This window comes from Actinosynnema sp. NPDC059797 (assembly GCF_042732085.1).
Lineage (GTDB): Bacteria > Actinomycetota > Actinomycetes > Mycobacteriales > Pseudonocardiaceae > Actinosynnema.
In genome coordinates this window covers 1-11,371 of sequence record NZ_JBHWIE010000234.1, presented here as the reverse complement: position 1 = coordinate 11,371, position 11,371 = coordinate 1, and the positions used below count along the sequence as shown (strand labels likewise).

Here is an 11,371-nt window from a genome sequence, read left to right as displayed (position 1 = left end):
GGTCTGGAACGGCCGCGTAAACGAGCTGATGGCCAGGGACGTGTCGGACCTCACCCCCGGCACCGCGCTCGACCTGGGCTGCGGCGAGGGCGGCGACGCGCTGTGGCTGGCCGCGCGGGGCTGGCGGGTCACCGCGGTCGACGTGTCGTCCGTCGCGCTGGACCGGGTCGGGGCGCGGGCCGCCGAGGCCGGGCTGGCCGACCGGGTCGAGCGGCAGCGGCACGACCTGTCGCGGTCGTTCCCGGAGGGCGAGTTCGACCTGGTGTCCGCGCAGTTCCTGCACTCGATGACCGAGGCCGAGGGCGAGCGGAACCGCATCCTGGCGCGGGCGGCCCGCGCGGTGGCGCCCGGCGGCGTGCTGCTGGTCGTGGGCCACGCCGGGTGGCCGAGCTGGGAGCGCGGCCGCGACGGCGAGTACCGCTTCCCCACCAACGCCGACGTGCTGGCCGGGCTCGACCTCGGCGAGGGCTGGTCGGTCGAGGTGGACGAGTCGGTCGTGCGGGAGATCGCCAGTCCCTCCGGCGAGCCGGGCACGCGCACCGACCACGTGCTGCGGTTGCGCCGCCACTAGGCACGCCGCGGCGGCCCCGGGCTCAGGCCAGCAGGTCGGCCAGGGTGGTCAGCGCCTGCCCCAGGGGGAGGTCGACGCGGACGGACGCGTGCGCGTCGCCCCTGGTCTCACCCCGGTTGACGATCAGCACCGGCGTGCCCGCGGCCGCCGCGCGGCGGACGAACCGCAGGCCGGACATCACCGTCAGCGACGACCCCAGCACCAGCAGCGCGCCGGCGGCGTCCACCAGCGCGCCGCACCGCTCGACGCGCGGCCTGGGCACGTTCTCGCCGAAGAACACCACGTCCGGTTTGAGCACTCCCCCGCAGTCGGCGCAGTCGACCAGCCGGAACGAGCGCACCTCGTCCTCGGCCAGGTCCACGTCGCCGTCGGGGTTGACCCGGGACGCCTCGGCCGCGAAGCCGGGGTTGACCGCGCCCAGCCTCCGGTCCAGGTCCTCGCGGGGGCTGGTCCGGCGGCAGCCCAGGCAGACCACCCGGTCGAGGCCGCCGTGCAGCTCGACCACGTCGGGCGTGCCCGCGGCCTGGTGCAGGCCGTCGACGTTCTGGGTGATCACGCCGGTCACGCGGCCGGCGGCGTGCAGGCGCGTCACGGCGAGGTGGCCCGCGTTGGGCCGGGCGCGGGCGATGGTGCGCCAGCCCAGGTGGCTGCGCGCCCAGTACCGCTGCCTGCCCGCCGGGCTGCCGACGAACTCGTCGTAGGTCATCGGGGTGTGCTTGCGCAGGCTGCCCGCCGCGCCCCGGTAGTCGGGGATGCCGGATTCGGTGGACAGGCCCGCGCCGCTGAGCACCAGGACCCGGCCTGCCGCGAGCACCCGCACGACCTCGTCCAGGCTCGTGGTGCGCGGCAGCGGCGCGCCGGTGGCCGTCCAGCTCAGCGTCGGCCTTGTGCGCATGGCACCCAGGTTACGTGGCCGGACCGGTCACGCGGCCGGACCGGTCGACTCGCGGACCACCAGTTCGGGCGGGTCGACCTCGACGTGGCCGTCCTCGACCTCGCCCAGCTCGGCGAGCAGCGCCCGGGCCGCCGCCCGCCCCAGGCCGACGAGGTCCTGCCGCACGGTGGTCAGCCGCGGGTACACCAGCTCGCTCATCGGCAGGTCGTCGTGGCCGATGACGGACAGCTCGCGGGGCACCTCGACGCCCAGCCGGCGCGCGGCGCTCAGGCCGGCCACGGCCATCGAGTCGTTGGCGAACAGGATCGCCGTGGGGCGGTGGCCGGACAGCATGTCCCGCACGGCGTCCACCGCGCCGGCCGGGCCGAAGTCGCCGGACGCGAGCGCGGGCGCGGCTTCGAGGCCGTTCTCCGTCAGCACCTGCTCGAAGACCCGCCTGCGGTGGTGGGTGTGCACCCGGTCGCCGGGACCGGACAGGTAGCCGATGCGCCGGTGGCCGTGCCGCAGCAGGTGCTCGACGGCCTGGCGGACGCCGCGGTCGGGGTGGGCCGCCCGCACGGCCGGGATCGGGTCGGCCTCCCACGGGGTGCCGATCAGCACGGCGGGCAGGCCGAGGTCGCGCAGCAGGGCGAACCGGGTGTCGCCGACCCGGCTCTCGGTGAGCAGCACGCCGTCGACCCGGCCCTCCTCGGCGAGCCTGCGGTAGGCGGTCTCCTCGGCGACCCGCTCCTCGCCCACGATGTGCAGCAGCAGGCCGTAGCCCTTGGGCGCCAGCTCGCGCTCGATGCCGTCGATCAGCAGGGTGAAGTGCGGGTCCGTGCTGAGCAGGTCCGTCTCCCGCCGCAGGACCATGCCGACGGCCCGCGCCTTGGCGGCCCGCAGGGCGACCGCGGTGGCGGACGGCGTCCACCGGAGCTTGGCGGCCGCGGCCAGCACGCGCTCGCGGGTGGCCGGGGAGATGCCGCCCTTGCCGTTGACGACCTTGGACACGGCCGAGGCGGACACGCCGGCGAGCGCGGCGACGTCGGCGATCGTCGGCTTGCCACTTCCTGCCACGCGGAAAACGTTACACCTGACTCCCGACAGGGACTCGACGGGTGTCAAGTAAAACGATATACCTGTGTCGTGCAGCGGAATTCGGCGAAGCTGATCGGCCCGAACGGCACCCCCGTGACGTGGGTGGGCGTCAACTACTGGTCGCGCACCGGCGGCCCGCTGATGTGGCGGCACTACGACCCGGGCGTGGTGGACGAGGAGCTGCGCACGCTGCGCGACCACGGCATCGGCCTGACCCGCAGCTTCTGCTACTGGCCCGACTTCATGCCCGCCGAGGACCGGCTCGACGAGGAGCTGCTGGGCAGGTACGACGATTTCCTGGACCGCCACCACGCGCTCGGCATGGGCACCATCCCCACCTTCGTCGTCGGCCACATGTCCGGGCAGAACTGGGACCCGCCCTGGCGCGACGGGCGCGACGTGTTCGGCGACGAGTCGTTCGTGGCGCTCCAGCGCTGGTACGTGCGGGAGCTGGCGGCCCGCTGGAAGAACCACCCGGCGGTGGCGGGGTGGCTGCTCAGCAACGAGATACCGATCTACGCCGACTGGCGCTCGCGCGGCATCGGCACCCTCGACGCGGACGCCGTCACGGCGTGGGCCGCGGCGCTGATCGGCGAGATCAGGGCGGTGGGCGCGACCCAGCCGGTGTCGGTCGGCGACGGCGCGTGGGGCGTGGAGGTCACCGGCCTGGACAACGGTTTCCGGGTCCGCGACCTGGCGCCGCTGGTCGACTTCCACGGGCCGCACGTGTACCGGATGGAGGACGACCCGCTGCGGCTGCACCTGGGCGCGGCGTTCGTCTGCGAGCTGCTCGACGTCGGCGGGAAGCCCGTGGTGCTGGAGGAGTTCGGGGTGACCTCGGACTACACCTCCGAGGAGCACGCCGCCCACTACTACCGGCAGGTCCTGCACACCACGCTGCTGGCCGGCGCGACCGGCTGGATCCCGTGGAACAACACCGACTACGACGACCTGTTCGACCAGGAGCCCTACCGGCACCACCCGTTCGAGATGCACTTCGGCCTGACCGACTCGCGCGGCCGCCCCAAGCGGCAACTGGTCGAGGTGGCGCGGTTCGCCGAGGTGCTGCGGCGCACGGACTTCGCCGGGTTGCGCCGGCCCGACACCGGGGTGGCGCTGCTGGTGTCGTCGTTCCTGGAGGCCCGCTACCCGTTCACCCAGCCCGAGGACGCCACCAGCGTGGCCGACCACTGCCGCCAGGCCTACGTCGCGGCGCGGGAGGCCGACCTGCCGGTGGGCGTGGCGCGGGAGCTGGACGGCGTGCCGGAGGACTGCGCGCTGTACCTGGCGCCGTCGGTCAAGCAGCTGACCGCGCCGACGTGGCGGGCGCTGGTGGCGCGGGCCGAGCGGGGCGCGGTGGTGTACGCGTCGTACTTCGTCGGCGAGCACCGCACGCAGCGCGGGCCGTGGTGGCCGGACCTGGACGGCACGTTCGGCGTGGTCAAGCAGCTGCGGTACGGGCTGGTCGACCCGATCGAGGACGACGAGCTGCGGATGGTGTTCACCCACGACCTCGGCGACATCGCGGCGGGTGAGGAGCTGGTGTTCCGGGTCGCGGGCACGGAGCACTCGCGGGCGTTCCTGCCGGTCGTGCCGGACGGCGCGCAGGTGCTGGCGACCGACGCGCGCGGGCGGCCCGCGCTGCTGCGCCGGCGGGTCGGCGACGGGTGGCTGGTGCTGTGCACCTACCCGCTGGAGCACATGGCCGCCCGAACGCCCCGGGTCAACCCCGAGCCGATGTGGCGGCTCTACGCGGCGCTGGCGGCCGAGGCGGGCGTGCGGCCGCGGGTGCGGGTGGCCGACCCGCTGGTGATGGCGGCGGTGATGGAGCACGAGGACGGGCGCGAGTTCGCCTGGTTCGTGAGCCAGCACGACGCGCCGGTGACGGTGACGCCGCTGGTGGACGGCGGGTCGCTGGTGTCGCTCGACGGCGAGCCGGTGCGCGGGCTGGAGCTGGGTCCGTTCGGTGTGGTGGTGGCGGAAGTGCGGAGGGGCGAATGAGGATCGCGGCGGCGGACGTGGTGGTGACCTGCCCGGGGCGGAACTTCGTGACCCTGCGGGTGACCACCGAGGACGGCCTGGTCGGGCTGGGCGACGCGACGCTCAACGGCCGGGAGCTGGCGGTGGCGTCCTACCTGGCCGACCACGTGGTCCCGCTGCTGGTCGGGCGGGACGCGCGGGCGATCGAGGACACCTGGCAGTACCTGTACCGGGGCGCGTACTGGCGGCGCGGGCCGGTGACCATGGCCGCGATCGCCGCCGTGGACACGGCGCTGTGGGACATCAAGGCCAAGGCCGCCGGGATGCCGCTCTACCAGCTGCTGGGCGGCGCGTGCCGGGTCGGCGCGCTCGCCTACGGGCACGCGTCGGGGCGCGACCTGCCGGAGCTGTTCGACTCGATCCGGCTGCACCTGGAGCGGGGTTTCCGGGCCATCCGCGTGCAGACCGGCATCCCGGGCCTGGCGACCGTCTACGGCGTCGCCTCGTCCGCGGCGGGCGGCGGCGACCGGTACGACTACGAGCCCGCCCGGCCGACCGCGCTGCCGGTCGAGGAGACCTGGGACACCCGCGCGTACCTGCGGCACGTGCCGGGCGTGTTCGAGGCGGTGCGCCACGAGTTCGGGCCGGAGCTGCCGCTGCTGCACGACGGCCACCACCGGATGACGCCGATCGAGGCCGCCCGGCTCGGCAAGTCGCTGGAGCCCTACGACCTGTTCTGGCTGGAGGACGCCACGCCGGGCGAGGACCAGGCGGCGCTGCGGCTGATCAGGCAGCACACCACGACCCCGCTGGCCATCGGCGAGGTGTTCAACTCCGTGCACGACTACACCACGCTGCTGGGCGAGCGGCTGATCGACTACGTGCGGTCGGCGGTCACGCACACCGGCGGCGTGACCGCGATGAAGAAGCTGCTGGACTTCGCCGCCGTCCACGGGGTCAGGTCCGGGCTGCACGGCCCGACGGACATCTCGCCGGTGGGCATGGCCGCGGCGCTGCACCTGGACCTGGCCGTGCACAACTTCGGCATCCAGGAGTACATGCCGCACACCGCGGAGACGCTGGAGGTCTTCCGCACGTCCTTCACCTTCGCGGACGGCCTGCTGCACCCGTCCGACGCGGCGGGGCTGGGCGTGGAGCTGGACCTGGAGGCGGCGGCGCGCTTCCCCTACCGGGCCGCGTACCTGCCGGTGAACCGCCTGGCGGACGGGACCCTCCACGACTGGTGAGCGCGTGCGGGCGGGGGTCAGCCGCGGACCACCGCCCGCACCAGCGCGGCGTCGTACGGGCGGTTCCCGGACTGGACCGGCATGGTGTCCGGCGGGCGCGGGCCGACCAGGGCGGCGGCCTCCGGCGGCAGGCCGATCCAGTGGTCGACCAGCTCCACGGCCACCGGCGCGCCGGGCGCGACCTCGCAGGTGATTTCGCGCGGCGTCGTGCCGTACAGCTCCAGCCGACGGCCGCCCAGCGGGCGGTCGCCGAACCGGCAGCTCCCCTCGGGCAGCGTCACGTGCGTGCGCCACGCCCGCTCCGCCGGCGTGACCAGCAGCCGGAGCGCGCCGGCGTCGGCCGTCACCTCGGCGGTGGGTGCGGGCAGGTCCAGCACCGGGGCTCCGGCGCGCAGCGCGGGTTCGGGCAGCGGCGGCGCGGCGCCCCGTTCCGGGTCCTCGCCCAGCACCCGCCGGGTCCACTCGTCGGTCTCCGGGTCGCCGGACAGCCAGTCCGCCCGGCCCGACTCGGTGTCCAGGCGGTAGACCAGCGCGTTGGGGCGCGGCTCGGCCGGGCTGAAACCGAACCTCGCCGTGCCCGCGGCCACCAGCGCCAACGCCACCGCGCCGGCCGCGAACGCGGCGTGCCGCGGCAGCTCTCCCGGCAACTCCGCCAACAACGGCACCAGCAGCACGCCCGCCAGCAGCGCGAACACCACGCCCACCGCCGCCATCGGCATGCCCAGCGCCACCAGCAGCGTGCCGACCAGCGGCGGGTACACCGCGGCGGCGACCAGCGGCGGCAGGAACGCCAGGCGGGGCCGCCACAGCGCGAGCAGGCCCGCCGCCAGCGGCCACTGGAACAGGAAGCTCGCGCCCGGCACGAGCACCGCGGTGACCGCCAGCAGCACGGCCGGCGGCACCAGCACGCCCGCGACCACCTCCTCCCGGGAGCGCCCCCGCACCAGCCGGGCCGCCACGAGCAGGACCGCCAGCCCCACCACCGAGAACCCGGCGACGAACCAGCCCCGCTCGTAAGGCTCCGACAGGGCCAGGAACGCCAGCCCCGGCCGCAGCGCCGCCACCGCCGACCACAGCGCGAACACCACCGCCCCCGCCACGACCACCGCGCCCGCCGCCACGCCGGCCACGAACAGCACCCGCAACCGCCGCACCACGACGACCGCGAGGAACGCCAAGACCGTCACCGCCGCCAGGACCGCGGCCAACCACACCGGGTAGCGCACCAGCACGCGCGAGAACAGGTCGAAGTACACCGCCGAACCGCCGTCGGCCGCGCGCAGGTCCCGGTCCCCCAGCTCCCGCACCAGGCCCACCATCGTGTCGCCGTGGTGCTGGAGGCTGCCGCGGTCGAGCCGCTCCAGGTCGTCGTACGGCGAGTGGTAGTCGTGGACGTGCTCGATGAACGCGCTGTTGAGCCCGCGCGCGCCGGCGTCGAGGAACACGCTGAAGTCGCTGTAGTTCGGCATCAGCCGGTAGACCTCGGCGGCCAGCGAGTTCGCGATGGGCCGGCCGGAGGCCCCCGCGAACGCCGACACCAGCGGCGCGTTGCCCGGTCCCGTCTCGAACATCCACACCGGCCCGCCGCTGCCGCGGGCCTCCCAGTTCAGCACCGCGCCGTAGTCGTCGACGCCGTGGCGCCGCACGAACGCCTCGGCCCCGAGCGTCCCGGCCTCCTCGCCGTCGGTGAACAGGAACACCACGTCGTTGCGCACGGGCCGCTGACCCAGCGCCCGCACGGTCTCCAGCATCGCCGCGACCGCCGCGCCGTCGTCCGCCGCGCCGGGTCCGGTCGGCACCGAGTCGTGGTGCGCGACCAGCAGCAGCGCCTTGCCGCCGCTCGTGGACGGGTCGGTGCCGCGCACGCGGGCCACGACGTTGTGCGCGGTCGCGACCCGCTCCACCCCGCGCCACGACCGGACCACGTCGTCGGACTCCACCGACACCTCGGCGCCGAACCCGCGGGCGACCTCGGCGATGTGCCCGCGCACCCGCGCGTTGTCGGCCGAGCCGATCGGGTGGGGACGCTGCGCGATCGCGCGCAGGTGCTCCTCGGCCCGGCCGGCGGCGAACTCGGCGGGCGGGGCGTCCGCGCGCGGGGCGGGTGGTCGGAACGCCAGCACCGCCGGCGCGCCCACCGCCGCGATCACCAGGAGCGACACCGCCGTCGACCACGTCCGCTGGAGCACCGGCCGACCTTAGCCGGCCGGGCGGCGGACCGGAACCGGTCCGGCGGTGCTTTCGGGTACCCGCACGTGCCCGCACCGGTGCGGCGCCCGTCGCGGCCGAACGGCCCACCGGGGTCCTACCGGAGCGGGCGGCCGACCCGTAACGTCAGCCGGCGCCGCGAACAGGAGGAACGATGGACACCCGCGACCACGTCTCCACCGAAGAACCCTTCGCCACCGCGCTGCGCGCCGCGATCGCCGCCCGGGGCCTCGGCCTGGACCGCATCCGGCAACGGCTGCTCGACCGCGGCACGGAGATCAGCGTCGCCGCGCTGAGCTACTGGCAGTCCGGCCGCAGCAAACCCGAGCGGCGCGGCTCCATCCAGGCCGTGCGGCACCTGGAGGAGGTGCTGGGGCTGGGGCCCGGTGCGCTGACCGACCTGCTGGGCGAGCCGCGCCAGCGCGGGCGGACCAGGCGGACCGCCGACGCGCCGGCGCTGGAGGAGATGTGGCCCGACCGCGAGCGGATCGAGCCGGTGCTGTCCCTGGTCGACCGGGACGAGGCGCTGACCAGGCTCACCCTGCACATCGCCGTGGAGGTCGCGGCGGACCGGGGCGTGCGGACCGTGCGGACCAGGCAGGTGCTGCGCGCCGAGCGCGACGGCGCGGACCGGTGGGTGACGGTGCACGACCTCACCCAGCCCGGTCCGGCGCCGCGGATCGTGCCGATCCGGTCGTGCGCGCTCGGCCGGGTCGTGCGCCGGGAGGAGGACGGGGTGGTGGCCGCCGAGCTGCTGTTCGACCGGGTGCTGGCGCGCGGCGAGACGATCGTGGTCGAGTACGCGTCGGTGGTCGACGGGCCGCCGTACCCGCGCGGCGACGACACCTACTGCAGCCAGTTCCGCACGCCGGTGCGGGATTACGCGGTGGAGGTGCAGTTCGACCCGGCGGCGCTGCCCACGTCGGTCCGCAGGCACGTGGTCAGGCCGGACGTGCCGCACCCGGTCGAGCACCAGCGGATGGCGGTGTCGCCGGAGGGCTACACCCACGCGGTGGCGCTGGGGTTCGGTCCGGGCATGTTCTGCGTGGCCTGGGAGTGGCCGGACTAGGCGAGGCCACCGCCCGGTCGCGCCGATATCGGTCGACACGGGCGGTGGGCGCGGCGCACCATGTCCGCCGTGCTCACCCTCCCCGCCGGCTGCACCACCCGGCCGCCCTCGCTCGACGACGCCGCGGCGATCCTGCGGCTCGTGCACGCCTACACCACCGCCGTCGTCGGGTTCGGCGACTACACGTTGGACGACGTGCGCGACGAGCTGTCCCGGCCCGGTTTCGACCCCGCGCGCGACGCCTGGCTGGTCCTCGACGGCGACGAGCCGGTCGGGTACGGGGTGGTCGAGAGCCGCGGCGACGGCTCGCGGGTCGACGTGGACGTGACCTCCTCGCGGCCGGCCGTGGTGGACTGGCTGTTCGAGCGGGTGCTGGCGCGGGCCCGGGAGGTCGCCCGCGCGGCCGGTCACGCCGAGGTGGTCGTGGACCAGGGCGTCTACCGGCCGGACGAGGCGCTGCGCGAGAAGGTGGCGGCGCTCGGGTTCGCCGTCGGCACGACGTTCCACCGGATGCGGGCCGACCACGACGGCGACGTGCCGCCCCCCGCGCCCGTCGACGGGCTGGTGCTGCGCCCGGCCGTCGACGACGGGGTGCGGCGGGCCGCGCACGAGGTGTTGAACGAGTCGTTCACCGGGCACTTCGGGTTCGCGCCGAAGACCTACTCCGAGTGGCACGAGGCGCAGGACCGGAAGTCGACCTTCGACTGGTCGGGGCTGTGGCTGGCGGAGCTGGACGGCAAGCCGGTCGGGTTCCTGGAGCGCACCGACCAGTTCGCCGACGAGAACCGCGGTTACGTCGGCCACCTAGGCGTGCTGCCCGCGGCACGCGGTCGCGGCGTGGCCAAGCACCTGCTGCGGCACGCGTTCCACCTGGACGCCGCGGAGGGCCGGGTCGGCACGGTGCTGCACGTCGACTCGAACAACACCACGCCCGCGCTCGGCCTGTACGAGTCGGTGGGCATGCGGCCGGTGCTGGTGATCGACGTGTGGCGCGGCGCGTTCCCGGCCTGAGCGGTCAGGCGAAGCGCTGGCCGTCGATCAGCCACCCGCCGTCGGTCTTGACCAGCGTGTAGACGTGCCGCTCCGGCTGGCTGCCGCCGTTCCGGTACGTGTAGGTGACGGTGGCCGCCACCTCGTTGCCGCCCACCGGTCGCACGTCGGTGACGCTGACCGCGCTCATCTGGCCCCAGAACGCCTGGTAGTCGGCGAACGACGGGGCGAACCGGGCCTTGAAGCCGTCGCTCAGCCGCGCGTAGCCCGCTTCCAGGTTCCCGGGCAGCAGGGCGTAGTAGTCGCCCAGGGCCCGGTCCGCCGGGACGTCGGCGGGCGGCTGCTCGGGCGGCGTCGTCGTGGTCTGCTCCGGCGGCGGGGTGGTCGTGGTCTGCTCGGGCTGCTGGGTGGTGGTCTGCTCGACGGTCGGTTGCTGCTGCTGCCCGGTGGTCTCGGCCTGCGTCGTGGTGGTGGTGCTGTTGTCCGGGCCCGCCGTGCCGGGGTCCGCGTCCCGGTTGAGCAGGTAGACCACCAGGGCGACGGCGACCAGCGCCACGACGCCCAGCGCGACGAGGGCCTTGCGGTCGCCCCGCCGCTCCTCCCGCTCGGGGGCGGGGGACGACGGGGGCGGCGCGACGGCGGCGGGCCGCGGGTCCGGCCGCAATCGCGACGGCGGTTGCGTTTGCGGCGACGACCGGGGTTGCGACTGGGGTTGTGACGGCGACTCGGGTTGCGATCGCGGCGAAGATTGCGACTCGGGTCGCGATCGCGGCGGGGGCGTCGGCCGCGGGGTCGGTTCCGGGGTCGGCCGCGGAGTCGGTTCCGGGGTCGGCGGGGAGGCCGGTGCCGGTTCCACCGAGGTCAGCGTGGCCAGCGGGGTGGCCAGGAGCGCGGTCGGGTCGGGCGTGCGCTCGAACCGCACGTCGCGGATCATCCGCTCGGCGTCGGCCATGGACGGCCGGGTGTCCGGGTTCGGGTCGAGCAGCCGCATCAGCACCGGTGCGAGCGGGCCCGCGTGCTCCGGCGGCGCGAACTTGCCCTCCGCGACCCGGTGCAGCAGGGCGATCGTGTTGCCGTCCACCCCGAAGGGCGGATCGCCCTCCACCGCCGCGTACAGGGTGGAGCCGAGCGCGAACACGTCGGCGGGGAAACCGCCCTTCTCGCCGCGGGCCACCTCCGGCGCCAGGTAGGCGGGGGTGCCGACGAGCATCCCGGACGCGGTGACGGTCACCTCGTCGGCCGCGCGCGAGGTGCCGAAGTCGGTGACCTTGACCGTGCCGAACTCGGTGACCAGCACGTAGCCGGGCTTCACGTCGCGGTGCACCACCCCGGAC

At 75.1% G+C, this 11,371-nt stretch carries 9 protein-coding genes; 5 read left to right on the top strand and 4 right to left on the bottom strand.

Going from position 1 to position 11,371, the window contains the following annotated elements; all coding sequences use genetic code 11:
* On the top strand, nt 1–571 hold a 571-nt coding region (locus tag ACFV4N_RS32190), incomplete at its 5' end, for an SAM-dependent methyltransferase (protein WP_499676407.1).
* A 22-nt stretch (nt 572–593) separates the two neighbouring features.
* Here the strand turns inward: ACFV4N_RS32190 and ACFV4N_RS32185 are convergent.
* Both ACFV4N_RS32185 and ACFV4N_RS32180 read right to left on the bottom strand, forming a co-directional pair.
* Nucleotides 594–1,466 carry an NAD-dependent protein deacetylase gene (locus tag ACFV4N_RS32185; RefSeq protein WP_499676406.1) on the bottom strand — a complete coding sequence of 291 codons (873 nt, stop codon included), beginning with the start codon at nt 1,464–1,466 and terminating at the stop codon, nt 594–596.
* A 27-nt stretch (nt 1,467–1,493) separates the two neighbouring features.
* Nucleotides 1,494–2,522, bottom strand: a complete 1,029-nt coding sequence (locus ACFV4N_RS32180) for a LacI family DNA-binding transcriptional regulator (protein ID WP_499676405.1) — start codon at nt 2,520–2,522, stop codon at nt 1,494–1,496.
* A gap of 69 nt (nt 2,523–2,591) precedes the next feature.
* On the opposite strand from ACFV4N_RS32180, the gene ACFV4N_RS32175 reads away from it, so the two are divergent.
* Both ACFV4N_RS32175 and manD read left to right on the top strand, forming a co-directional pair.
* Nucleotides 2,592–4,544, top strand: coding sequence for a cellulase family glycosylhydrolase (locus tag ACFV4N_RS32175; protein WP_499676404.1), 1,953 nt, complete (start codon nt 2,592–2,594; stop codon nt 4,542–4,544).
* Nucleotides 4,541–5,770 (top strand): D-mannonate dehydratase ManD, encoded by a 1,230-nt coding sequence (manD, locus tag ACFV4N_RS32170; RefSeq protein WP_499676403.1) that lies wholly within the window; start codon nt 4,541–4,543, stop codon nt 5,768–5,770. Before ACFV4N_RS32175 ends, manD begins: the two co-directional genes overlap by 4 nt.
* Nucleotides 5,771–5,787: 17 nt before the next feature.
* Here manD and ACFV4N_RS32165 read toward each other — a convergent pair whose 3' ends face one another.
* Nucleotides 5,788–7,959, bottom strand: coding sequence for a M20/M25/M40 family metallo-hydrolase (locus ACFV4N_RS32165; RefSeq protein WP_499676402.1), 2,172 nt, complete (start codon nt 7,957–7,959; stop codon nt 5,788–5,790).
* Between the two features lie 173 nt (nt 7,960–8,132).
* Between ACFV4N_RS32165 and ACFV4N_RS32160 the strand changes: the two genes are divergently transcribed.
* Both ACFV4N_RS32160 and ACFV4N_RS32155 read left to right on the top strand, forming a co-directional pair.
* Nucleotides 8,133–9,047: a hypothetical protein gene (locus tag ACFV4N_RS32160; RefSeq protein ID WP_499676401.1), complete on the top strand. Its 915-nt coding sequence runs from the start codon at nt 8,133–8,135 to the stop codon at nt 9,045–9,047.
* Between the two features lie 69 nt (nt 9,048–9,116).
* Nucleotides 9,117–10,058, top strand: a complete 942-nt coding sequence (locus tag ACFV4N_RS32155; protein ID WP_499676400.1) for a GNAT family N-acetyltransferase — start codon at nt 9,117–9,119, stop codon at nt 10,056–10,058.
* 4 nt (nt 10,059–10,062) lie between these two features.
* Here the strand turns inward: ACFV4N_RS32155 and ACFV4N_RS32150 are convergent.
* The coding region (locus ACFV4N_RS32150; RefSeq protein WP_499676399.1) for a protein kinase domain-containing protein at nt 10,063–11,371 on the bottom strand (1,309 nt) is incomplete at its 5' end.

Coding starts and splice junctions, on each gene's coding strand:
- ACFV4N_RS32185 (WP_499676406.1), bottom strand. CDS start 1,466: ATGCGCACAAGGCCGACGCTGAGCTGGACGGCCACCGGCGCGCCGCTG.
- manD (WP_499676403.1), top strand. CDS start 4,541: ATGAGGATCGCGGCGGCGGACGTGGTGGTGACCTGCCCGGGGCGGAAC.
- ACFV4N_RS32160 (WP_499676401.1), top strand. CDS start 8,133: ATGGACACCCGCGACCACGTCTCCACCGAAGAACCCTTCGCCACCGCG.